Source organism: Vibrio sp. NH-7, assembly GCF_053643215.1.
Genome location: NZ_CM132187.1, coordinates 2,469,298 through 2,492,570, shown reverse-complemented (window position 1 = coordinate 2,492,570; position 23,273 = coordinate 2,469,298). Strand labels below are relative to the sequence as shown.

The 23,273-nt window shown below is 46.0% G+C and carries 20 protein-coding genes; 16 read left to right on the top strand and 4 right to left on the bottom strand.

Translation table 11 applies throughout. The features are described 5' to 3' along the window. The first annotated feature begins 534 nt into the window (after positions 1-534). The 4 genes from ACUALS_RS11555 (at position 535) to ACUALS_RS11540 (ending at position 6,224) form a co-directional block, all read left to right on the top strand. Positions 535-1,479, top strand: a complete 945-nt coding sequence (locus ACUALS_RS11555) for a TIGR01212 family radical SAM protein (RefSeq protein ID WP_454448399.1) — start codon at positions 535-537, stop codon at positions 1,477-1,479. A gap of 64 nt (positions 1,480-1,543) precedes the next feature. Further along, complete coding sequence (locus ACUALS_RS11550) at positions 1,544-3,295, top strand: GGDEF domain-containing protein (RefSeq protein WP_038190876.1); 1,752 nt, start codon at positions 1,544-1,546, stop codon at positions 3,293-3,295. A 117-nt stretch (positions 3,296-3,412) separates the two neighbouring features. Next, the gene (gene arcB / locus ACUALS_RS11545; RefSeq protein ID WP_454448398.1) at positions 3,413-5,776 is read left to right on the top strand and encodes an aerobic respiration two-component sensor histidine kinase ArcB; all 2,364 of its coding nucleotides are present in this window, start codon (positions 3,413-3,415) and stop codon (positions 5,774-5,776) included. Between the two features lies 1 nt (position 5,777). After that, positions 5,778-6,224, top strand: coding sequence for a hypothetical protein (locus ACUALS_RS11540; RefSeq protein WP_454448397.1), 447 nt, complete (start codon positions 5,778-5,780; stop codon positions 6,222-6,224). Positions 6,225-6,294: 70 nt separating this feature from the next. On the opposite strand, the gene tolC is transcribed toward ACUALS_RS11540, so the two are convergent. Next, positions 6,295-7,620, bottom strand: coding sequence for an outer membrane channel protein TolC (gene tolC / locus ACUALS_RS11535; protein ID WP_454448396.1), 1,326 nt, complete (start codon positions 7,618-7,620; stop codon positions 6,295-6,297). A gap of 233 nt (positions 7,621-7,853) precedes the next feature. On the opposite strand from tolC, the gene nudF reads away from it, so the two are divergent. The 6 genes from nudF to parC all read left to right on the top strand — a co-directional run bounded on the left by nudF (position 7,854) and on the right by parC (position 14,745). Beyond that, the gene (gene nudF / locus ACUALS_RS11530; protein ID WP_038139724.1) at positions 7,854-8,483 is read left to right on the top strand and encodes an ADP-ribose diphosphatase; all 630 of its coding nucleotides are present in this window, start codon (positions 7,854-7,856) and stop codon (positions 8,481-8,483) included. Continuing rightward, on the top strand, positions 8,471-8,911 hold the full coding sequence (locus ACUALS_RS11525; RefSeq protein ID WP_038139721.1) for a DUF1249 family protein: 441 nt from the start codon (positions 8,471-8,473) through the stop codon (positions 8,909-8,911). Before nudF ends, ACUALS_RS11525 begins: the two co-directional genes overlap by 13 nt. A 10-nt stretch (positions 8,912-8,921) precedes the next feature. Further along, a complete protein-coding gene (cpdA, locus tag ACUALS_RS11520; RefSeq protein WP_038139719.1) occupies positions 8,922-9,740 on the top strand; it encodes a 3',5'-cyclic-AMP phosphodiesterase in 819 nt (272 codons plus the stop codon). A gap of 9 nt (positions 9,741-9,749) precedes the next feature. After that, positions 9,750-10,331, top strand: coding sequence for an esterase YqiA (gene yqiA, locus ACUALS_RS11515; RefSeq protein ID WP_454448395.1), 582 nt, complete (start codon positions 9,750-9,752; stop codon positions 10,329-10,331). Positions 10,332-10,584: 253 nt separating this feature from the next. Beyond that, the gene (parE, locus tag ACUALS_RS11510; protein WP_038139715.1) at positions 10,585-12,465 is read left to right on the top strand and encodes a DNA topoisomerase IV subunit B; all 1,881 of its coding nucleotides are present in this window, start codon (positions 10,585-10,587) and stop codon (positions 12,463-12,465) included. Between the two features lie 3 nt (positions 12,466-12,468). Continuing rightward, complete coding sequence (gene parC, locus ACUALS_RS11505) at positions 12,469-14,745, top strand: DNA topoisomerase IV subunit A (protein WP_454448394.1); 2,277 nt, start codon at positions 12,469-12,471, stop codon at positions 14,743-14,745. Positions 14,746-14,796: 51 nt separating this feature from the next. On the opposite strand, the gene degS is transcribed toward parC, so the two are convergent. From degS to zapG, 3 genes are all read right to left on the bottom strand, one after another. Then, on the bottom strand, positions 14,797-15,858 hold the full coding sequence (gene degS / locus ACUALS_RS11500; RefSeq protein ID WP_005472798.1) for an outer membrane-stress sensor serine endopeptidase DegS: 1,062 nt from the start codon (positions 15,856-15,858) through the stop codon (positions 14,797-14,799). 145 nt (positions 15,859-16,003) lie between these two features. Continuing rightward, positions 16,004-17,371 (bottom strand): DegQ family serine endoprotease, encoded by a 1,368-nt coding sequence (locus ACUALS_RS11495; protein WP_038139711.1) that lies wholly within the window; start codon positions 17,369-17,371, stop codon positions 16,004-16,006. Between the two features lie 121 nt (positions 17,372-17,492). Continuing rightward, positions 17,493-17,948: a Z-ring associated protein ZapG gene (gene zapG / locus ACUALS_RS11490; RefSeq protein WP_038215686.1), complete on the bottom strand. Its 456-nt coding sequence runs from the start codon at positions 17,946-17,948 to the stop codon at positions 17,493-17,495. A 152-nt stretch (positions 17,949-18,100) separates the two neighbouring features. Between zapG and zapE the strand changes: the two genes are divergently transcribed. The 6 genes from zapE (at position 18,101) to ACUALS_RS11460 (ending at position 23,213) form a co-directional block, all read left to right on the top strand. Further along, positions 18,101-19,204 (top strand): cell division protein ZapE, encoded by a 1,104-nt coding sequence (gene zapE / locus ACUALS_RS11485; RefSeq protein ID WP_039476717.1) that lies wholly within the window; start codon positions 18,101-18,103, stop codon positions 19,202-19,204. Positions 19,205-19,451: 247 nt separating this feature from the next. Further along, positions 19,452-19,880, top strand: coding sequence for a 50S ribosomal protein L13 (gene rplM, locus ACUALS_RS11480; protein ID WP_038139704.1), 429 nt, complete (start codon positions 19,452-19,454; stop codon positions 19,878-19,880). A 15-nt stretch (positions 19,881-19,895) separates the two neighbouring features. After that, positions 19,896-20,288 carry a 30S ribosomal protein S9 gene (rpsI, locus tag ACUALS_RS11475; protein WP_005436094.1) on the top strand — a complete coding sequence of 131 codons (393 nt, stop codon included), beginning with the start codon at positions 19,896-19,898 and terminating at the stop codon, positions 20,286-20,288. Between the two features lie 332 nt (positions 20,289-20,620). Next, positions 20,621-21,214 carry a ubiquinol-cytochrome c reductase iron-sulfur subunit gene (gene petA / locus ACUALS_RS11470; protein ID WP_038139701.1) on the top strand — a complete coding sequence of 198 codons (594 nt, stop codon included), beginning with the start codon at positions 20,621-20,623 and terminating at the stop codon, positions 21,212-21,214. Beyond that, the gene (locus ACUALS_RS11465) at positions 21,214-22,479 is read left to right on the top strand and encodes a cytochrome b (RefSeq protein WP_005476328.1); all 1,266 of its coding nucleotides are present in this window, start codon (positions 21,214-21,216) and stop codon (positions 22,477-22,479) included. Before petA ends, ACUALS_RS11465 begins: the two co-directional genes overlap by 1 nt. After that, positions 22,476-23,213 (top strand): cytochrome c1, encoded by a 738-nt coding sequence (locus ACUALS_RS11460; protein WP_038190850.1) that lies wholly within the window; start codon positions 22,476-22,478, stop codon positions 23,211-23,213. The genes ACUALS_RS11465 and ACUALS_RS11460 overlap by 4 nt, the downstream gene beginning before the upstream one ends. Positions 23,214-23,273 lie beyond the last annotated feature (60 nt).

The window sequence follows — 23,273 nt, the reverse complement described above, 5'->3', positions numbered from 1 at the left end:
GATACATCCTTCCAGTTCAAATAGGCGCAATTTGGCTAGTCGAAACTAGTTCTACGTCCTGTCCTTTATTTTTATGATTCGAAGTCAACTTAGGTTGGTGACTTTGATTCCATTCCGTATCTCGCAGGAAAAATATTGCGAGAAAAACAATCCTTGGTGATTTCCCTGTTTTTTGTATCACTATTTAGTGATTTATATAGGTGGGAGTGGGGAAATACCGACGTTTTAGTAATTAATTGTGTAATTAAATACACAAAAAAAACTAAAATCTGAAAGTATCCTACAATTTTGTCAGCTCGAAATGCAATCAAAAATCGTCTTTGTTGCTCAATTTTTTCGTAGTTTAAATGAATAATATGTTTAACTTTTACGTAACATTCGGCTTGAGGCACGTGTTTTGTGCATGTTTATTGACTTTGCTTAACTTGCTGCCTGTTTGAAAGCGATACATTTCACACTTCAATATTTTCAAAACTGTAATTTAATTACATCAAATCGCAATGATATTTATTATCATTAGTTTCAGGGGCAAACATGCAGTTACATGAGTTAGTTAATACCATTGGTCAGGATCTCCAACGTCGGTACGGAGAAAAGGTCCATAAGCTGACTCTGCATGGTGGATTTAGCTGCCCCAATCGCGATGGTTCGATTGGTCGAGGAGGCTGTACCTTCTGTAATGTTGCGTCGTTTGCAGACGAAGACGCTCAAATAAAAAGTATCCATGAGCAGTTAACCGATCGTGCTGGAGAAATCAGCCGCGCCAAGAAGTATCTGGCGTACTTTCAGGCGTACACAAGCACTTATGCAGAAGTGCAAGTTCTTAAGAACATGTATGAGGAAGCCCTTAAAGCCGCCGATATCGTCGGTTTGTGTGTCGGCACTCGTCCAGATTGCGTACCCGAAGCAGTATTGGAACTGCTATCAGATTACGTTCAGCAGGGGTATGAGATTTGGTTGGAGCTTGGACTACAGACAGCAAACAACGACACGTTAAAGCGAATCAACCGAGGCCATGATTTCGAGTGTTACGCCGAGATCACTCAGCGAGCTCGAGCGCTTGGCATTAAGGTATGTACTCACCTGATTGTCGGTCTACCTAAGGAATCGCGCGAGGATAATATCAGCACCTTAGATAAGGTGCTTCAGGTCGGCACCGATGGGATTAAGCTTCACGGATTGCATATTGTTGAAGGAAGCACCATGGCCAAGGCATGGAAAGCGGGCCGTTTGCAAGCGCCAGAATTGGATGAGTATGTCGCCATTGCGAGTGAAATGATTCGCCTAACCCCTCCAAACGTGATTTACCATCGCGTATCCTCTGCGGCACGACGACCAACATTGCTCGCTCCTTTGTGGTGTGAGAATCGATGGTTAGCAATGACGGAAATTGGTCGTCAATTGAATCGTGAAGGTGCGCAAGGTTCATTATTAAATCAACCATTTATATATACAAAACCATTATTAAAGGCAGATTAACTGCCACGAAGCTGATATCTTAGTATCCTTATATAACAAGTATTAAATGGAAATGAGAGATCAGATGGATCAGTTGTTGGTATGGTTGTGGGAAACCTCTCAAGGTCATGGCGTTGATTTCATAGTTATTATCGTCTCGATCTCTATTCTTTGGTCCGTTTACACTCGTTTTCAGCGTCAGCTTGAACAATTGATTTTGCAAACGCCCACCGCTGCGATTTTGATTGACGCAGAAAACGCACAACTTGTCATGGCCAACTCGCTAGCCAAGCAACTGCTTGGGATTCGCAAAATCGGTAAGTCTTACTTTCTCCCACAGAATGAAACCCAGCAGGAACTACGATCGTTAATTGATGGGCTTGGCAGCGACAGTAACAACCAAGCGTATATGATCGAGTGGAGCATCTCACAACACACGAAAGTTAAACTGGATGTCTGCGGAAAACAAACCACTTTCCGAGGTCGCTCGGTTTGGTTTGTCAGCTTAATTACCCACCAGTCGACATCTCATGAAAAATTAGAAGAACTGCAGTCTCTTCGCATGTACAAAAGCGCTTTTGATCACTTATCTGAATTGGTTTTTATCAAGAATATAGACGGAGAGTTAGTGGCAGCTAACCGAGCGTTCGAGCGATTTTGGCAAGGCCGAGTGGAAGAGGGAGCGGCGGATATCCACGGTATTATTGAAGGGCGTGCGAGCAAACGAAGATGGACCACTACACCGGATGGTCGTAGTTGTTTGTTAGAGACGAACCAAACGGTGTTGCTCTCGCCTGAAGGCGACAAAGTTGGGTCGTTGGGTATCAGCCATGATGTTACCGACTGGCACAATATGCAGCGTAATCTACGTGATGAAATGGAAAAGCGTAAAGATACGGAAATTGCTTTGGCCCAAAGAGACACCATTTTGCAGAATATCCTTGAATCTTCCCCAGACTCTATCGGCATATTTAACGAGAACATGGTTTATCAGGCGTGCAACAAACCATTTGTGAAAGCCTTGGGAATTTCGGACGTTGACGACTTGCTCGGTAAGCGTCTGCAAGATGTGATTCCGGATGAAAGTTACAGCCGCTTGTCTGAGACTGACAATAAAGTTCTCTATGAAGGCAAATCGCTGCGCTATATCGACCGCGTTGTGAGCAGTAATGGTGAATGCACGTGGTACGACGTAGTGAAGTCGCCATTTAGAGATCCAGCTTCCGGAACCAACGGCGTTCTAATCATGGCGCGTGATGTCTCAGAACGTTACCTCGCTGAGCAGAGGTTGGAAGAGGCGAACCTAGAACTTGAGCGCTTGAGCTTTATTGATGGCTTAACACAAATATCCAACCGTCGCCGCTTTGATGAACAGTTAAAAACGTTGTGGAGTATTCATATCCGTGAAAAGCAGCCTTTGACTGTCATGCTGTGTGATATCGACTACTTCAAAGGGTTTAACGACTATTATGGCCACCTACGTGGTGATGAAGTGTTGATTAAGGTCGCTGAGGTCTTTGAGCGAGCCTTACCCCGTTCGAGTGATTGTGTTGCAAGATATGGTGGTGAAGAGTTTGGATTTATTCTTCCTAATACGACGGTGGAAGGAGCCATTAAAGTGGCAGAACGCATCCACCAAGGCGTCATTGAGTTAGCCATTGAGCACAAGGCATCGCAAGTCTCTTCGGTTGTTACCGCGAGCATTGGTTTGGTTTCCATTGTCCCTCAACCACATGATCGCAGTGACACCATTGTCGCCTTGGCAGACAGTGCGTTGTATCAAGCGAAAGCAAATGGTCGCAATCAAACTTGTGTGCATCACACATCCAATAATTAACCGCGATCCGTTTTGGAATCTTTTCGCGGAACGCTAGGAAAACGGGTACTATTATTGTTCATCTATTCAATCTATTGATTAGATTATAGTTTGCCTTGTGTCCGTTCGGAGCGTTTGATGAAGCCGATAAAAAACCTCGCCCAGTATTACGTTGATCTACTTGTAAAGCTGGGCATCCTTCGTTTCTCCATTCTACTCGCTTTAGCTTTAGTGGCTTTAGCGGTCGTTGTTCAAGTGGGTATTACGCTCGTGTTGAGCGGTCATGTTGATGATATCGATATCGTTCGCTCGGTATTTTTTGGTCTGCTGATTACCCCGTGGGCGGTTTACTTTCTTTCTGTGGTGGTTGATCAGCTAGAAGAGTCACGTCAACGGTTGTCCAAACTTGTCTCGAAGCTCAAAGACATGCGCTCACGAGACCAAGAGCTCAACATCAAGTTGCAGCAAAACATTGCTAAGTTGAATCAAGAGATCGAGGAACGGATTAAAGCGGAAGAAGCGCGTGAAGAGGCAATGAAAGACCTTGAGAATGAGGTGTATCAGCGTGAACGCACTCAGCTTGAACTGGCAGAACGCACGGCATTGTTGCGCTCGTTTATCGATGCGTCGCCGGACTTAATTTACTACCGAAATGCAGACGGGGTGTTCTCTGGATGTAACCGCGCAATGGAAGAGCTGACAGGCAAAAAAGAGAGCCAACTTGTTGGATTGACACCTTGGGACGTGTACAGCAAAGAAGTCGCTCAGCAAATTGTGGATACAGACCAAAAAGTCTTTTCTGATAATCAGGCGTTGACCTATGAGCAGTGGCTTGAATATCCCGATGGTCACAAAAACTACTTTGAGCTGCGTAAAGTGCCTTTCTACAGTAAAGATGGGCGCCACCTTGGTCTTGTTGGGTTTGGACGAGACATCACCGAGCGCAAACGTCACGAAGAATCTCTCGAAAAAGCCAGTCGAGATAAAACAACCTTTATCTCAACCATCAGCCATGAATTGAGAACGCCGCTCAACGGCATTGTCGGCTTGAGTCGTATGCTGCTTGATACCCAATTAACCGAAGAGCAGCGCCATCACATGCAAACCATTAATGTGAGTGCGATTACGCTCGGCAATATCTTTAATGACATCATTGACATGGACAAGTTTGATAGACGCAAACTTGAGCTATACCCATCCGCACTGAATTTTGAAAACTTCGTCGCTGAAATCGAAAGTATTTCAGCGTTGATGGCGACACAAAAAGGGCTGCGTTTCGATCTCGAGCGATTGAGCAGTTTGCCCTCTGAGATTGAAGTCGATGCGACTCGCTTACGCCAAGTGCTTTGGAATTTGATTAGCAACGCCATGAAATTTACCAAAGAGGGTGGGGTTGTGATGACAGTAAGCGCTGAGATGGAGGACGCGTTTGCCACCATCACCATGGAAGTGGAAGACAGTGGTATCGGCATTCCAGAAGCAGAGCTCGAAAAAATCTTTGCCATGTATTATCAGGTTAAATCGGGTAAAGATAACCTTCATGCAGTGGGGACGGGGATTGGTCTCGCGGTGTCGAAGCAGCTCATTAATATGATGGATGGCGATATTACCGTCACCAGTGAAGAAGGATTTGGCAGTACTTTCACGGTAACGATTCGTGTCCCATTGGCGGCAGAACAAGAGTCAGTTCTTGAACCGCCTGCAACGCAACCTGAGCTGAATATTTTCATGGTTGAAGACATCGAGCTTAACATCACGGTTGCTCGCTCCTTACTTGAGAGTATGGGACATGAAGTGTCGGTCGCCATGACAGGTCAAGATGCAATTGAAATGTTCGATCCGGAGATCTACGACCTTGCGTTTTTAGATATTCAGCTGCCTGATATGACAGGGTTCGATGTTGCCGACTTCTTTCGCAAAACATACAAAGACCTTCCACCTCTCGTGGCTCTGACGGCAAACGTATTGAAGAATAAAACGGAATATCTCGAAAAAGGTATGGATGATGCGATCAGCAAACCATTGTCGGTGACTGACGTGCACAATGTGATCGCCAAATTTACCCAACAGCCAGAGCAAGTCGTTGAAGCCACCTCCAAGAGCGTAGAGGAAGAGTCTTCGGAAACCAGTGAGATTTACTCTCGTCTGCTGGATCTCGATATGTTGGAGTCTTATGTTGGCATTGTTGGAGCCACTCCGGTGCTAGATAGCATTACCATGTTTGAAGAGATGATGCCAGGTTACTTGGAACTGTTGGACTCCAATATGACGGCGAAACACCAAGAGGGGATTGTCTCTGAAGCGCACAAAATAAAAGGTGCAGCGGGTTCAATAGGCTTGAAGCATATCCAGCAAATCGCGCAAAAAGCGCAATCGCCCGATTTACCTGCTTGGTGGGAAAACATCGACGATTGGGTTGAAGAGATGAAAAACGAATACCTCAGCGACATAGAGGTACTCAAAGAGTGGTTAGGTAATCAAACTCAGCAACAAGGAAAATAAGATGAATAAATTCGCTTTGCTGTCGCTAAGTGCAGCGCTATTGGCAGGATGTGCAAATGAACCTGTTGTTTGGGAACAAACGAACACGATTGAAGTGGCTCAAACGAACATCGCGCTTAAAAGTAATCTTTGGGTAAATAAAATGCCGACGATAGGTTCGGTTCAGGACAGTACACTGCATGGTGCGCTCTATTTAGAGTCAGATAAAGTGCTGCCTGCCCAGCTGGTGGTTGAATCACTATCAATCAAGCAGGGTGATGAAAGTTGGCAAATTGATGGCGACTTACTGGATTTACGTACTCACAACCAGAATCAATGGGAGTTGGCGTTTGTATGGCAGTTTGAGCTAGATGCTGAGAAACCAGTTGATGTTGCTTTGCAAGTTCGTGTTGATGATAAAATAGAGTGGCTTGTAGAAACGGGTGTGGTGATTGATACCGTTTACTAGAAGCAGAAGGCTTCGTTCAAACAAAAAGAGCAGGCACATCAGATGCCTGCTCTTTTACTATGGTTTGAGATTATTTCTTCGCGGTACGTAGACCTGCGTTGATATCCATAATGTCTTGTTCGCTGAGTGTGCCAATCGCCTGGCGAAGCTGCAGTTCGCTGAGGATGTAATCGTAGCGAGCGTTCGACAGGTTTTTATTGGCATCATACAAACGACGAGTTGAATCTAATACGTCTACGATAGTACGTGTGCCTACATCGAAACCGGCTTCAGTTGCTTCAAGCGCCGATTCTGCTGATACAACAGTTTGCTCGTATGCACGCAGAGCACCGATTGATGCACTGATGTTATTGTTAAACGCGCGAACATCTTTGACGACACTGCGGTATTGAGCTTCTAGATCTTGGCTCGCCGCAACATAGCTGTACTCAGCTTGCTTAGTTTGAGAGCTAATATTACCACCCGTGTAGAGCGGGACTTCTAGGTTGATGCCTACGTTGAAGTTGCCGGCGTCGTAATCGTTACTGCTATTTGACACATCGGATAGTGAATAGCCACCATCAAGCGTCAGAGATGGCAAGTGGCCTGAGCTCGCAAGAGAAATCTTGTCTTTGGCAACATCTTGAGCGATACGAGAAGAGAGCAAACTTAGGTTTTTCTCTTGTGCTTCTTCAATCAACTGAGTAATTGGCGTTGAATTGCGGCTTGCAGAAAAACGCTTCGTGTCCAACACGTCGAGTTGCGCGTGTTCTTGACCAGTAATTTCTCGTAGCCCTTCATAGCTATTAATCAAGCTGTTTTCTGCCAGTACTTCATCAGCAAGTACTGCATCGTACTGAGCTTGCGCATCATGTACGTCGGTAATTGCAGAAAGGCCAACTTCAAAACGCTGTTTGGTCTGTTCAAGCTGGCGACCTACGGCTGCTTTTTCTGCTTGAACAAACTCTAGATTGTCTTGTGCTCGTAAAACGTCAAAATAGGCTTGTGCGACACGAAGAATTAACGCTTGTTGAACTGCAGCATAAGAGGCATCCGCTTGGCGTGCTGTTTTCTCTGCGATGTCGAGTGTTACCCAGCTTGAACGCTTGTAAAGCTCTTGACTAAAGCCAATAGACGCGCCGAATTGATTGCTATCGGTGTCCACCTTACCGCCCGAATTCAAGTCTTGTTCACCACGATTAATGTCGTAGCTCGCTTTTAATGAAATTTGAGGGAGTAGCGTCGAGCGACTAGAAGTTACTGCTTCGAAAGCTGCATCGCGTTGAGCAGCCGCACTGAGGAGTGTTGGATCGTTTTCTTTCGCTTGGTTGTAGATTTCAGCGAGCGTATCAGCAAAAGCACTGGTGCTCATACTTCCTAGAGCTGCACTGATAAATAGTGGAAGCAGTTTCTTCATAGGTCCTATTCCTGCCAAAAGATGAAAAGGGTTACTCGTCAAGAGTTTAACCCATACTGATGTTAATTCATGCAAAACTTTGCAAATTTTTACACTTAACTATCCACTTGTGCAATATATTTTATTATTCAATTTAACTCAGAATATAAAAATTATATAAAAAGTTGAGCCATGTCCTTGGAAGTTAAGCTTTTGTCTGAGTAAACTATAAGATTCACTCAGCGAGGTGCCAAATGCAACCATCTGAAAAGCGACACGGGGAGTTTACACCCCAAGATGTGGAAATAATCTCAAAAGAGACACTGTTCAAGGGTTTCTTTAGCATGGTCAAATACCGCTTTCGACATAAGCTGTTCGAAGGGGGGTGGAGTCAGCCACTTGAGCGCGAGATGTTTGAGCGCGGCCATGCAGCGGCCATGCTGCCTTACGACCCGATTACAGACCAGGTCGTTATCATTGAGCAAATTCGTGTTGGAGCATTAGAGCATCCATCACCATGGCAGATGGAGATAGTCGCAGGGATCATTGACCATGGAGAAACGGCGGAAGATGTCGTTCGTCGTGAGGCGGTTGAAGAGGCAGGGATTGACGTCACCTTGTTAGAGAAAGTGACGTCTTACTACCCATCTTCAGGTGGTTGCTCTGAAATGCTCGATGTTTACGTTGGAAAGGTTGACGCAACAACCGCACATGGCGTTCATGGTTTAGACTATGAGGGTGAAGATATACGCGTCCATGTCATTAGTCGTGAAGAGGCTTATGAGTGGGTAACAAATGGTAAGTTTGAAAATGGTGCTTCGATCATTGCGCTGCAATGGTTACAACTGAACCACCAACGTTTAAGAAGCGAATGGCACAAGTAGCAGTTAAAAAGCCGTATCATGTTGATTTATCAGAGCTGATGCGCACCTATGAAACCAATTATGCCAAACTCAACGCACTCATTCCGAGTAACGCGAGTGTTGGCGACGTTCGCTGTTATCAAGCTGCTAATATGACGTATCAAATTCAAGTGGGCGAAGTCACAAAGTACACAACTTTGGTCGATATTTGTCAAAGCGATGACGTTCCAGTATTTCCATTGCCGAGAATGTCTGTCAGGCTCTACCACGATGCTCGCGTAGCAGAAGTCTCGGAATGTGAGCACTTACGACGTGTCAATGCACGTTACGAATACCCAAATGACAAGATGGTTCAACAAGATGAAAAAGCACAATTGAATCGTTTTTTAGGCGATTGGTTAACATTTTGTCTGCGGCATGGTATCAGCCGGACACCGATCAATATTTAGGTTTGAAATTTTGAAAGTTACGTCAAACTCATCAGATAGCAGCATTAAGCTGCTCCAAATTACAGACACCCATCTGTTCGAAGCAACAGATGGCAGCTTATTAAGTGTCAACACTGGTGAGAGTTTTAAAGCCGTCGTCAATGCAATTGTCGAGCAAGAATGTCGTTTTGATGCTCTTTTAGCGACGGGCGATATCTCTCAGGATCATAGTGAAGCGTCTTATCAATGCTTTGAGCGTGGCATTGAGCCATTGCTGAAACCCTGTTTTTGGTTGCCTGGCAATCATGACTATAAACCGAATATGACGTCGGTGATCCCATCGCCACAAATTCAGCAGGTCGACCATGTTTTGCTGGGCGAACATTGGCAGATGATCCTGCTAGATTCTCAGGTTGTTGGTGTGCCGCATGGCCGACTGAGCGATAAGCAGTTGGCTTTACTGGATGAAAAACTCGCGCAGTATGCCGATCGTCACACTCTCGTTTTGCTTCACCATCACCCAATTTTGGTGGGTAGTGCTTGGCTAGATCAGCACACACTTAAAGACGCGGATGATTTTTGGCAAGTGGTGCAAAAGCACAATAACGTCAGTGCTGTGTTATGTGGTCATGTACACCAAGATATGAATGTGATGCATCACGGTGTTCGCGTCATGGCAACGCCCTCGACTTGCGTTCAGTTTAAACCTAACTCGGATGACTTTGCGTTGGACACCACCTCACCAGGTTGGCGAGAGCTTGTGCTTAAAGCCGATGGGCAATTAGAGACTTACGTAAAGCGTCTTCCTGCAGGATGCTTTCAACCTGATTTCAGCTCTGCCGGATATTAAGAGGATCGTATGAAGCCATCACTACTTCTATATGTTCATGGTTTTAACAGCTCACCACTTTCACACAAAGCGAATGTGATGAAAGCGTACTGTGAGCAGTACCGGCCTGATATTAAAATGTTGGTTCCTCAATTGCCTTGTTTTCCAGAGCTTGCTGCGAACTTGTTGCTCGACATTGTTGAACAGCATAAAGAGGATTACCGTATTGGTTTGGTCGGCAGCTCCCTAGGTGGGTACATGTCTATGTGGCTGAACAACCAGTTTGGCTTTCGAGCCGTGGTGGTCAACCCTGCGGTGAAACCTTATGAGTTGTTGGCTGATTACTTGGGTGAACAAGTTAACCCCTACACGAATGAAACGTATATGCTGGAAGAGCAGCATATCGATGAACTGATCGCTCTTGATACGCCGACGATTCGTGACCCGTCTGATTTTTGGTTACTTCAGCAAGAAGAAGATGAAGTACTCGATTACCGGCAAGCGGTGAGCAAGTTTGTTGGAGCAAAACAGACCGTAGAATCAGGTGGTGATCATAGTTTTGTCGACTTCGAACGCTATCCAGAAAAAATCATCAAATTCTTACAACTCTAAAACCTTGTTGCTCAGCTCCTTATCATCTTGAACACAATTTGTTAGGTTGATGAGGGAAGAGTCATAAATTTACCTGTTACTTACTTATCTCGCTTGACATCAATACGTCTCTTCCAGACTATGTTTCACTTATGCTTGGCAGGATGCAAAGCGATTAGAGTTTGCTCGCTTTTTCGATTCTCAATCAATTGCTAGAGCTTAATCTCCCGCCTGCTTGGCTACCCTTTTATTCTTTATATAGATATTCCGTATTATGACTGAACAATATAATGCGAAAGACCTTTCGGTTCTTGAAGGTCTCGACCCAGTACGACACCGTCCTGGTATGTATACCGAAACGGAGCGACCAAACCATCTCGCCCAAGAAGTTATCGACAACTCGGTGGATGAAGCGCTTGCGGGTCATGCGAAAAAAATCAAAGTCATTCTTCATGCAGACCAATCGCTCGAAGTAATCGATGATGGTCGTGGTATGCCCGTTGATATTCACCCGGAGAAAGGCATTTCGGGTGTTGAACTTATCATGACCAAGCTGCACGCTGGCGGCAAGTTCTCCAATGACAACTACAAGTTCTCTGGTGGTTTGCACGGGGTTGGTATTTCGGTGGTTAACGCGTTATCCAAACGTGTGGAAGTCACCGTAAAACGCCAAGGTCAAGTGCATGAAATCGCTTTTGAACACGGTAACGCCGTGACAGAACTTACCGTGACCGGAACTTGTGGACACCGCAACACCGGAACGTCAGTCCACTTCTGGCCAGATGCTAAATACTTCGACAGTTACAAATTCTCAGCGCTACGTTTGGTGAACAACCTGCGTGCCAAAGCCGTGCTCTGCCCAGGACTAGAAATCACGTTTAGCGATAAAGTTAACGATGAAGAGCACAAGTGGTACTACGAAGATGGCTTAAAAGACTATCTTGCTGAGGGCGTGAAAGGCTATGAAGTACTACCAGCCGAGCCTTACATCGGAGAGTTCACTGCAGAAACGGAAATGGCAACGTGGGCGGTGATCTGGCAGCCTGAAGGCGGCGAGATGATCACCGAAAGCTACGTTAACTTAGTTCCAACTAAGCAAGGTGGTACGCACGTTAACGGTCTTCGCCAAGGTCTGCTTGATGCGATGCGTGAGTTCTGTGAGTTCCGTAACTTGCTTCCTCGTGGGGTTAAGTTAACGGGTGACGACATCTTCGATCGCTGTTCTTACGTGTTATCGGTCAAGATGCAAGACCCTCAGTTTGCCGGTCAAACTAAAGAGCGTCTTTCATCTCGTCAAACTGCGGCGTTTGTTTCTGGCGTAGTAAAAGATGCCTTCAGCTTGTGGTTAAACGAGAAACCTCAACTAGCAGAACAGCTGGCAGAAGTGTGTATTGCCAATGCGCACCGCCGTATGCGCGCTAGTAAGAAAGTTGTGCGCAAGAAGGTGGCATCAGGTCCGGCACTACCGGGTAAGTTAACCGACTGTTCTGTACAAGATTTAAATCGCACTGAAATCTTCTTTGTCGAGGGTGACTCGGCAGGCGGCTCAGCGAAACAAGCTCGCGATCGTGAGTTCCAAGCGGTGATGCCGCTGCGCGGTAAGATCCTCAATACTTGGGAAGTCTCTGCTGACCAAGTCCTTGCCTCTCAAGAAGTGCACGATATCTCTGTTGCGCTGGGTATCGACCCCGATAACGACAACCTCGATGGCTTACGTTACGGCAAAATCTGTATCCTTGCCGATGCGGATTCGGATGGTCTGCACATCGCGACGCTACTATGTGCGCTGTTTACTCGTCACTTCCGAGCTCTAGTCGAAGCCGGCCATATCTATGTCGCGATGCCTCCTCTCTATCGAATCGACTGCGGTAAAGAAGTGTTCTATGCCCTTGATGATGATGAGAAAGAGGGCGTATTAGAGCGCCTATCGAAGAAAAAAGCCAAAATCAACGTACAGCGATTCAAAGGTCTGGGTGAGATGAACCCACTCCAACTTCGCGAAACAACCATGGATCCGAATACCCGTCGCTTGGTTCAGTTAACCATCGATGACAATGAGCAGACCATGGAAATGATGGATATGTTGCTAGGTAAGAAACGTGCGGATGACCGCCGTAGCTGGCTACAAACCAACGGTGATATGGCAGAGGTTTAATGAATGTCTAGTGAGATTACATACGATGGCGTTGAACAGTTGCCGATGCGCAAGTTCACTGAAGACGCTTATCTCAATTACTCGATGTACGTAATTATGGACCGCGCATTGCCATACATTGGCGATGGTTTAAAGCCGGTTCAACGACGTATTATTTACGCAATGTCGGAGCTTGGTCTTTCGGCGGCAGCAAAATACAAAAAATCAGCACGTACCGTTGGTGACGTGTTAGGTAAATACCATCCACACGGCGACTCGGCGTGTTATGAAGCGATGGTATTAATGGCGCAGCCATTCTCTTACCGTTACCCATTGGTGGACGGTCAAGGTAACTGGGGTGCGCCAGACGATCCTAAATCGTTCGCTGCGATGCGTTATACCGAAGCGAAGCTGTCTAAGTTTGCGGAAGTCCTGCTAGGTGAACTTGGTCAAGGCACGGTCGAGTGGCAGCCTAACTTTGACGGCACAATGAAAGAGCCGCAAATGCTACCTGCGCGCCTGCCACATATTCTATTGAATGGCGTTACTGGTATCGCGGTGGGTATGGCGACGGATATTCCGCCTCACAACGTCCGTGAAGTGGCAAATGCAGCGATTCACTTGATCGATCATCCAAAAGCAGAACTGCCGGATGTGATGAACTTTGTTCAAGGTCCTGATTACCCGACCGAAGCAGAAATCATTTCGCCAAAAGCGGATCTTGAGAAGATCTATCGCACTGGTCGCGGCAGCATTAAGATGCGTGCGGTTTGGCACAAAGAAGGCTCTGATATCGTGATTACGGCGTTGCCACACCAAGTGTCTGGCGCGAAATTGCTAGAGCAAATTGCTAACCAAATGCGTGCGAAAAAGCTGCCTATGGTTGACGATCTACGCGATGAATCCGATCACGAGAACCCTACGCGAATCGTTGTCGTTCCGCGTTCAAATCGCGTTGATTGTGACCAGTTGATGAATCATCTGTTTGCTTCAACCGATCTAGAAAAGAACTTCCGCGTTAACCTCAATATGATTGGTCTAGACAATCGCCCGCAGGTTAAAGGTTTAGTTCAAATTCTGTCTGAATGGATCGAGTTCCGCCGCACCACGGTTCGTCGTCGCCTCCAGCATCGTCTTGATAAAGTGATGGCTCGTTTGCACATCCTTGAAGGTTTGTTGGTTGCCTACTTAAACCTTGATGAAGTCATTGAAATCATCCGTACCGAAGACGATCCTAAAGCAGTCTTGATGGCGCGCTTTGGTATTACAGACATCCAAGCGGATGCGATTCTAGATACCAAACTTCGTCACCTAGCCAAGCTAGAAGAGATGAAGATCCGCGGTGAGCAAGATGAGCTAGAGAAAGAGCGCGAGAAGTTAGAGCTGCTGCTAGGTTCTGAGCGTCGCATGAATACCTTGCTTAAGAAAGAGATCCAAGCGGACGCCGATAAATACGGTGATGATCGCCGTTCACCGCTGGTGGAGCGTGCAGAAGCGAAAGCACTAACTGAACGTGACCTAGTACCAAGTGAGCCGATTACCGTTGTTCTGTCTGAGAAAGGCTGGATTCGTCACGCGAAAGGTCATGATGTCGATGCTGAAGGTCTAAACTACAAGTCTGGTGATAAGTATCTCGCTCATGCTCGAGGGAAGAGTAATCAACAGGCAGTCTTCCTCGGTAGCGATGGTCGCAGTTATTCACTCGAGTCTCACTCGCTGCCATCTGCAAGGAGCCAAGGGGAGCCGATTACTGGACGCTTGAACATCACGGCGGGTAGTGCGATTCGCCAAGTGATTATGGGTGAAGAAGAGCAATTATGGTTAGTGGGCTCTGATGCTGGCTACGGCTTTGTTTGTAAAGGCAGCGATCTGCTTTCTAAGAACAAAAGTGGTAAAGCATTGGTGACGTTGCCAGTGAACTCGGAAGTGATGACTCCTGATGCGATAGCGGATCTCGATTCAGACGAGATTGTTGCGATCACGAACCAAGGTCGAATGTTGCTGTTCCCGATTAAAGATCTGCCTCAGCTTGCAAAAGGTAAGGGCAACAAGATCATTAATATTCCTGCGGCAAAAGCCAAAGAGCGTGAAGAGATACTCTCTCACTTAATTGCGGTGCCTAAAGGCGCAACATTGACGCTTTATGCGGGCAAACGCAAGTTAGGCTTGAAGCCGAGTGATTTAGATAATTTCCGCGGTGAGCGTGGGCGACGAGGTAGTTTGCTGCCGCGCGGTTTGCAACGTGTCACTCGAATAGAGATTGAATCTGGCTCGGCCTCGGTTGAAGAGAACGCTGAATAACAAAAAATCCCATGCCAAGGCATGGGATTTTTTATTTCAGTGCAGAGATAATTAGCGTGTGTCTTCTGCTATGGTTACTTGAAGCGTTTTCTCTTCGCCTTTTCTAAGAATAAGTACATCAACCACAGTGCCGGGTCTTAGCTCGGTCACGATATCAAGTACGCTTTGACGGCCATTAATTTTCTTGTCGTCGATCTTCAAAATAATGTCTTGCGCTTCAAATCCTGCCGCAGCCCCAGGGCCATTTGGATCAACCCCTAAGACAACAATACCACCTAGATGCTCATTGCCGAGCAATCTTGATGTGACGGAATTGATGTCTTGACCATCAATACCAATGTAACCACGAATGACCCGTCCATCAGCGATGATCTTCTGCATGATTTTGTCAGCAAGGGTAAATGGGATAGCGAATGAAATCCCATAGGTCTCTAGCTCTGTCGCTTGTTGGAACGAAGCGGTGTTGATTCCAACGAGTTCTCCGCGGGTGTTAACAAGAGCACCGCCTGAGTTGCCTTCGTTGATGGCGGCGTCGGTTTGAATAAACGCTTGTCGCCCGTCAGCACTGATTGACGAGCGTCCCGTCGCGGAAATAATACCGAACGTCGTTGTTTGACCAAGGTTATATGGGTTACCGATAGCTAAGACAACATCGCCCACTTTAGGTGTGTAGTTTGGGTTTAATGGAATCACTGGAAGATTGGAGCCTTCTACACGAAGTATTGCGATATCGGTACGGCGATCTTTACCTACTAGCTGTGCAGCGGCGACTCGACCGTCCTGTAAGGCAACAATGATTTGATCAGCTTGGGCTACGACGTGGTAGTTGGTGATGATGTAGCCTTTTTCGCTGACAATCACTCCAGAACCAAGACCTTGTGTGAGTAGCTTTGAACGGTCAGCCTCGGTGTATTTACGGCTATAGATGTTGACCACGGCGGGTGCTGCGTTACGGACCGCTTGGTTGAACGAGATTTGTAGCTGGCCGCTATCTTTTTCCTGATCTAATGGAGTATGTGGAAGGATATTGCTTCGTAGTGAAGGCAACGCGAGCAGCAATAGCGCTGCAGTGGCAAGCCCTAAGCCTACGGAACGCAATATAAATTGCAGCATACTGTCCTCGTCTAGCGTTTGGTAGAGATAAGTTGCTGAAGAATAGCACTAGATGAGTCAATAATAAAAGGACAGCGGAATTTCCCACTGTCCTTTCAGGCTGAGTTCGCGTTTTTATGATGAACTTATCATCAGTAAAGTGGCGCTATCGAATGACCAAGTAGAGCGTACGGTCGCCACGCTGAATGTTAAGCGCTAGCACGCCAGGTTGCTTCTCTACGATTTTACGGAACTGAGCTAAGTTTTTCACACGCTTACGGTTAACGCCGATGATGATGTCACCTTCTTCGAGTTTGTATGCGTCTGCGCTTGAGCCTTTCTCGACCGCAGTCACTTTCACCCCTTGCACCGCATCACTTGCATTGGTGTTGGACAGTTGGGCGCCCGATAAGCCTTCATGAAGTTTCTCTGCTGGCGCTTTTGCGTTTTGCATTTCACCAAGGGTTACTTCAAACGTCTTCTCTTTGCCGTCGCGAATGACACCAAGTTCGATGGTTTTGCCCGCACCCAACGTCGCTACCTTCGCGCGCAGTTCACTGAACGAAGTAATGGATTTACCATTAATGGAGACGATAACATCACCTGCTTCAAGGCCTGCTTTGTCAGCGGCGCTATCCGCAACCACTTGGCTGACAAACGCGCCCTTACTTGACTCATACCCAAGCGCTTCTGCGAGTTCAGAGGTGATTTCTCCACCTTGCACTCCTAGCATGCCGCGTTTGACTTCCCCAAACTCGAGGATTTGGTCTGTCAAATTGGTCATCATATTGGATGGGATGGCAAAGCCGATTCCGACATTCCCGCCATTGGGCCCCAAGATAGCGGTATTAATACCAATCAATTCACCGTTTAAGTTAACCAATGCGCCACCCGAGTTACCGCTGTTGATCGCGGCATCGGTTTGAATGAAGTTCTCGAAGTTTTCAAGATTAAGGCCACTGCGTCCCAACGCAGAAACAATCCCTGAAGTGACGGTCTGACCTAAGCCAAACGGGTTACCAATCGCAACAGTAAAGTCGCCGACTCGTAGCTTATCTGAATCTGCAATCTTAACTTCCGTTAAGTTTTTAGCCTTCTCTAACTTGAGTAGTGCAACGTCAGACATTTGATCGCCACCAACAAGCTCGGCATCGTACTCTCGGCCATCATGCAGTTTGACGCGGATTTTTTCGGCGCCATTAATGACGTGGTAGTTGGTCACAATGTAACCTTTGTCTGCATTGATTATGACGCCGGAACCTAAACCGCGGAATGGGCGCTCTTGCAATTGTTCGGTTGGAAAGTCAGGACCGAAGAAGAAGCGGAATTGCTCAGGGATATGTTGTCTTGATACTTGTGTGCCTTCGACAGAAATACTAACGACGGCTGGGGTCACTTTTTCGAGCATGGGAGCCAGACTAGGGAGTTGCTCACCGTTAACAGATAGAGGCAATGCCGCCGTTGCGGGCATTGGGGTGATGATTGAACTCAAGCTTAATGATAGGACGGTTAATGCAAGCAAAGGTTTTTTCATCTGATAACTCCTATTTAGTTAAGGCCTTAACTCTTATATTTGATTGAAAAATATAAGATCAAGTGGCGCTTGTGAGAGTTATGACTCAAAAACCTATGCAAAGTTCAGCAAATTTTCTGCCTTAAGACGCTTTAGCGGTCACGACTTGTTCAGAGTCGAGAATTTCTTTCTTCTCTTCTTTCAATAGACCTGTCGCACCTGAGGCGTAATCTTTCGGGGCTTCATTCGGGCTTTCGTCAGTCTCTTCGTTGACGACTAACTCAGGCTTAGATTGTTCGGCAACTTTTTTATTAAACGGGTTGTCTTGAACTGGAATATTAGGAAGTAGCTCTGATGAAGTCTTCGTCATGTGTTGGTAGAGTTTAGTGTACTCTTTACCCAGTGAGTCCAACATATCGGCCGTTTGTGCAAAGTGGTCAGCCAGATCTTGCTTTTGTTGTTCTAACTCAAACTTTGCGGTTTCTAATTCTTTTTGGGTGCTTTTTTGTTTCTTGTATCCTGGTGTCGTTAGACGAGAAACGATGACACCTAACAGAGTTCCAACAAGCAAACCAACTAGGGCGTAAATCCAAGGCATATTAGCTCCTTATTGTTGTTATTTAACATGTTTATTACTACTTAGTTACACATGTTCAGTCGACATGGTACTATGAGAACTTCAGCCAATAAAGAAAAATGCATGTGCTCTACATAGCAGTTTCCACTCTTCTTCTGTAGGTCCTTGAAGTCATGACGCCCTTAGATAGCTATAAAAAAGACATAAAAGAGCATGGTTTTCAGCAAGATGACGCTCAGCTGCAAGCCGTAACCGCCTTAGATACGCTTTACCATCAATTCGTTCAATATGTGAATACGCCTGTTGAGAAGGTGACTGGGTGGAAAAGTTGGTTTGCAAAGAAACCTGAGCCACCGACCGCGCCAAAAGGACTCTATTTTTGGGGTGGCGTTGGTCGCGGGAAAACCTACTTAATGGATACCTTCTTCGATGCTTTGCCATCAGAGAAAAAAATGCGAGTGCACTTTCATCGCTTTATGTACCGGGTTCATGATGAGCTCAATGCTCTGGGCGATGTCAACGACCCCCTCGAGTTAGTGGCGGATACTTTTAAAGCCGAAGCGGAAATTATCTGCTTCGATGAGTTCTTTGTTTCTGATATTACCGATGCGATGATCTTGGGCACTTTATTTCAAGCCTTGTTTGCTCGCGGAGTTGTATTGGTGGCGACATCGAACATTCCGCCGCATGACTTGTATCGCAATGGGTTACAAAGGGCTCGATTCCTCCCCGCTATAAAACTAATAGAAGAAAATTGCATTGTGCTTAATGTCGACAGTGGTATTGACTATCGATTACGTACGTTAGAGCAAGCGGAAATCTACCATTATCCGTTGGATGAACAAGCGAACAAAAATCTACACCACTATTTTGAGCAGCTTGTCGGTGAAGCTCGAAAAGGAGAGCGAGTGATTGACATTAATCATCGCCAGATTGATGTGGTTGAGACTTCTGAGGGCGTATTACATGCAACGTTTGGGCAACTATGTCAGACAGCGCGTAGCCAAAATGACTATATTGAACTCTCTCGGATCTATCACACTGTGCTGCTAGCGGATGTAAAACAGATGGACAGAACCATTGACGATGCAGCTCGCCGCTTTATTGCCTTGGTCGATGAGTTTTACGAGCGTAACGTAAAGCTGATTATCTCCGCTGAGGTTGCTTTAGAGGAGCTATATACCAGTGGACAACTCGAGTTTGAATTCAAGCGCTGCCAGTCTCGTTTGATCGAAATGCAGAGCCATGACTACTTGGCGAGAGAGCATTTAGCATAACGCTTTGATGAAATAGTAGCGGTTTGAAAAAAAATCGATTTTTTCCTCAAAAAAAGGTGATTTTTTCTACTGACTTCTCTATAATCCTGCGACCCACCGTTACTGCAGACCTTGATTATCGAAGGTATTTCGACATAACGGGTCGAGAGTGCCAACCACTCGAAGGGGTGTTGACTGGACTCTTAGTCAGTGGGAGCTTTTGGCTCCTTTAAGTGTAAATTTAAATAATTAACGGGTTATTATTAGCATGAAAACTTTCGTTGCTAAACCAGAAACTGTAAAACGCGACTGGTACGTTGTAGACGCTGAAGGTAAAACTCTTGGCCGTCTAGCAAGTGAAATTGCATCTCGCCTACGTGGCAAACACAAAGCTGAATACACTCCACACTGTGACACTGGTGATTACATCATCGTTGTTAACGCGGAGAAAGTTACTGTAACTGGTAACAAAGCTAAAGGTAAGATTTACTACCGTCACTCTGAATTCCCAGGTGGTCTTAAGTCAATCAGCTTCGAGAAGCTAATTGATCGTAAGCCTGAGATGGCTCTTGAGCTAGCAGTTAAAGGTATGCTACCACGTGGTCCTCTAGGCCGTGCTATGTACCGTAAGCTGAAAGTTTACGCTGGCGCTGAGCACAACCATGTTGCTCAACAACCACAAGTACTAGACATCTAATCGGGGATTTCGAAAATGGCAGAGAATCAATACTACGGCACTGGCCGTCGCAAAAGCTCAGCTGCACGTGTTTTCATTAAACCAGGCAGCGGCAACATCGTAATCAACAAGCGTAGCCTTGATGAGTACTTCGGTCGTCCAACTTCTCGCATGGTTGTTAAACAACCTCTAGAGCTAGTTGAACTAACTGAGAAACTAGACCTATACGTTACTGTTAAAGGTGGTGGTATTTCAGGTCAAGCAGGTGCTATCCGTCACGGTATCACTCGCGCTCTAATGGAATACGATGAGTCTCTACGTCCTACTCTACGTGCAGCTGGTTACGTTACTCGTGACGCTCGTTGCGTTGAACGTAAGAAAGTTGGTCTACGTAAAGCACGTCGTCGTCCACAGTTCTCTAAGCGTTAATTTCCTCTTTACAGGAAATTTACCGCTCCAGTTTTATTACTGGAATTGTGGTTCAAAGCTCGGCTCTATGCCGAGCTTTTTGTTTTTCTACGCAAAAAAAATCCCTTCTAACCTCTCGCTTTTCCTAAGTTTTGTTTTAGTTATGTCCCTTTTGTGACCTCACTGGCGATTCGCCTCACAAATGTTACAAAAAGGTAGCTTTATCTTGTCAAAAAGTAGGGTTTTATTTATCATTTGCCATCAAATAAATACAACTAAATTCGTATTTTGTTAGCCATGCTCTTTAAGCGGAATAACAATAGTCCACAAGGAGCAAATGGGAGAATGTTTGGATGAGCAATGCGCCTTTAAATAACGGTCGCAGACGTTTTCTAACTGCTACAACAGCTGTTGTTGGTGGTTTAGGAGCCGCTGCTGTCGCCGTTCCTTTTATTAAATCTTGGAACCCAAGTGAAAAAGCAAAAGCTGCGGGTGCCCCTGTCGAAGTTGATATTGGTAAACTCGAGGAAGGGCAGATGGTACGTGTTGAATGGCGTGGTAAACCTGTTTGGGTTGTACGTCGTGCACAATCTGTCGTAGACACGCTTAAAGAACTGGATGGTCAACTCCGTGACCCTTCATCTGGTGAAGAACAACAACCGACTTATGCTCAAAACGCTTACCGCTCAATTAAGCCTGAGTATTTCGTTGCTGTTGGTATCTGTACACACCTTGGTTGTTCACCGACTTATTTGCCTGACAGTTTTAGCGAACAAGTTCAGGGTGTGAAATCAGGTTTCTTCTGTCCATGTCATGGCTCTAAGTTTGATATGGCTGGTCGTGTATTCCAAGGCGTTCCTGCGCCGTTGAACCTAGTTGTACCTAAACACATGTACCTGAGCGATACCAAGATTCTAATTGGTGTTGACGAAGGAGGGGAGGCATAATGCAAGCTCTACTTGATTGGGTAGAAAAACGCATACCCGCAATGAATGCGTACAAAAAGCACCTTTCTGAGTACCCAATGCCAAAGAACTTCAACTTTTGGTATTTATTCGGCTCACTGGCAATGCTTGTTTTGGTTAACCAAATCCTAACGGGTATTTGGCTAACCATGAACTACGTTCCATCTGGTGATGGCGCTTTTGCGTCAATTGAATACATCATGCGTGATGTTGAGTATGGTTGGCTACTGCGTTACATGCACTCAACGGGCGCGTCTGCCTTCTTTGTTGTTGTATACCTGCATATGTTCCGTGGCTTAATCTACGGCTCATACCAGAAGCCACGTGAGCTACTATGGATCTTCGGCATGCTTATCTTCCTTGTGTTGATGGCAGAAGCATTCATGGGCTACCTACTACCTTGGGGACAGATGTCTTACTGGGGTGCTCAGGTAATCATTTCACTATTCGGTGCAATTCCTGTTATTGGTGATGATCTAACACTATGGATTCGTGGTGACTACGTAATCTCTGGTGCGACACTAAACCGTTTCTTCGCTCTTCACGTTATCGCGCTACCAATCGTACTTCTGCTGCTTATCGTTCTACACGTACTCGCACTACACGAAGTGGGTTCAAATAACCCAGACGGTATTGAAACCAAACTGCCAAAAGGCACGATGGGCGATGACTACAAGACGCAGTTCAAGTTCCACGATTACTACTCTAAGAAGTATGACATCATTGATTCAGTGCCTTTCCATCCTTACGGTACGGTGAAAGACCTGATTGGTGTGGCTGGTTTCTTGTTCTTGTTCTGTTACGTGTTGTTCTTCAACCCTGAAATGGGGGGATACTTCCTTGAGCCACCTAACTTTGAAGCAGCAAACCCACTGAAAACACCAGAGCACATTGCTCCAGTATGGTACTTCACTCCGTTCTACGCGATTCTGCGTGCCGTTCCAGATAAACTACTCGGTGTTATCGCTATGGGTGCGTCGATTGCGGTTCTGTTTGTTCTGCCTTGGTTAGATCGCTGTCGCGTTCGTTCTTACCGCTACCGCAGTAAGTTCCATTTATTCAATATCATCCAGTTCACGATCAGCTTTATCGCGTTGGGTATTCTTGGTGCGCTTCCTGCAACACCAACATACACGCTATTAGCTCAGATCTTCAGCTTAGCTTACTTCATGTTCTTCGTATTACTGTTCTTCTACAGTAAGAACGAAGCGACTAAGCCTCTACCAGAAAGGGTGACATTCAAATGAAAAAATGGATTGTAATTTTATTTGCAATGCTGCCGTCTCTGGCGATGGCAGCGGGTGCGAACGTACCACTCGACAAAGCAAACAATGACTTGAGTGACCAAGCTTCGCTTCAAAACGGTGCCAAACTGTTTATGAACTATTGTTTTGGTTGTCACTCTGCCCAGTATCAGCGCTATGAGCGTGTGGCTCGTGATATCGGGATCCCTGTTGAGCTCCTAAAAGATAACCTAATCTTCGATCCTGAAGCGAAAGTGGGTGATTTGATGGTTAACTCAATTCCACAGGACTCTGCGGCGAAATGGTTTGGTGCTCCACCGCCAGATCTGACACTAGTAGCCCGTGTTCGTGGTACTGACTGGCTATACACGTACCTTCGTTCATTTTATGCGGACCCAAGCCGTCCGTTTGGTGTGAACAACGTTGTTTTCCCTAGCGTTGGTATGCCACACGTATTGGAAGAACTACAAGGTATTCCGACGCCAGTGTATGAAACACATGTGGTTGATGGCGAAGAAGTGACAAAAGTTGTTGGCATCGAAAGCGATGGCACAGGTGAACTAAACGATGAAGAATACGACAATGCAGTTCGCGACCTCGTTAACTTCCTTGAGTATTCTGGTGACCCTGTGAAACTAGAGCGTCACGCTTTAGGCTGGTGGGTAATGGGCTTCTTGGTCATCTTCACCATCGTTGTGGTTCTACTTAAGAAAGAGTATTGGCGTGATGTGCACTAATTGTGCTACGATACCGTGCTAATTCCCAATTTTTAATCTTTACAATGGAGGCTTAGCCTC

Bases quoted from the DNA above. Each gene is read 5' to 3' on its own strand.
- ACUALS_RS11465 (WP_005476328.1), top strand. From the start codon at position 21,214: ATGCAAGCTCTACTTGATTGGGTAGAAAAACGCATACCCGCAATGAAT.
- petA (WP_038139701.1), top strand. From the start codon at position 20,621: ATGAGCAATGCGCCTTTAAATAACGGTCGCAGACGTTTTCTAACTGCT.
- tolC (WP_454448396.1), bottom strand. From the start codon at position 7,620: ATGAAGAAACTGCTTCCACTATTTATCAGTGCAGCTCTAGGAAGTATG.
- ACUALS_RS11540 (WP_454448397.1), top strand. From the start codon at position 5,778: ATGAATAAATTCGCTTTGCTGTCGCTAAGTGCAGCGCTATTGGCAGGA.
- arcB (WP_454448398.1), top strand. From the start codon at position 3,413: ATGAAGCCGATAAAAAACCTCGCCCAGTATTACGTTGATCTACTTGTA.
- degS (WP_005472798.1), bottom strand. From the start codon at position 15,858: ATGCTGCAATTTATATTGCGTTCCGTAGGCTTAGGGCTTGCCACTGCA.
- zapG (WP_038215686.1), bottom strand. From the start codon at position 17,948: ATGCCTTGGATTTACGCCCTAGTTGGTTTGCTTGTTGGAACTCTGTTA.
- rpsI (WP_005436094.1), top strand. From the start codon at position 19,896: ATGGCAGAGAATCAATACTACGGCACTGGCCGTCGCAAAAGCTCAGCT.
- ACUALS_RS11550 (WP_038190876.1), top strand. From the start codon at position 1,544: ATGGATCAGTTGTTGGTATGGTTGTGGGAAACCTCTCAAGGTCATGGC.
- nudF (WP_038139724.1), top strand. From the start codon at position 7,854: ATGCAACCATCTGAAAAGCGACACGGGGAGTTTACACCCCAAGATGTG.
- parE (WP_038139715.1), top strand. From the start codon at position 10,585: ATGACTGAACAATATAATGCGAAAGACCTTTCGGTTCTTGAAGGTCTC.
- zapE (WP_039476717.1), top strand. From the start codon at position 18,101: ATGACGCCCTTAGATAGCTATAAAAAAGACATAAAAGAGCATGGTTTT.
- yqiA (WP_454448395.1), top strand. From the start codon at position 9,750: ATGAAGCCATCACTACTTCTATATGTTCATGGTTTTAACAGCTCACCA.
- ACUALS_RS11460 (WP_038190850.1), top strand. From the start codon at position 22,476: ATGAAAAAATGGATTGTAATTTTATTTGCAATGCTGCCGTCTCTGGCG.
- ACUALS_RS11495 (WP_038139711.1), bottom strand. From the start codon at position 17,371: ATGAAAAAACCTTTGCTTGCATTAACCGTCCTATCATTAAGCTTGAGT.
- parC (WP_454448394.1), top strand. From the start codon at position 12,469: ATGTCTAGTGAGATTACATACGATGGCGTTGAACAGTTGCCGATGCGC.
- ACUALS_RS11555 (WP_454448399.1), top strand. From the start codon at position 535: ATGCAGTTACATGAGTTAGTTAATACCATTGGTCAGGATCTCCAACGT.
- ACUALS_RS11525 (WP_038139721.1), top strand. From the start codon at position 8,471: ATGGCACAAGTAGCAGTTAAAAAGCCGTATCATGTTGATTTATCAGAG.
- rplM (WP_038139704.1), top strand. From the start codon at position 19,452: ATGAAAACTTTCGTTGCTAAACCAGAAACTGTAAAACGCGACTGGTAC.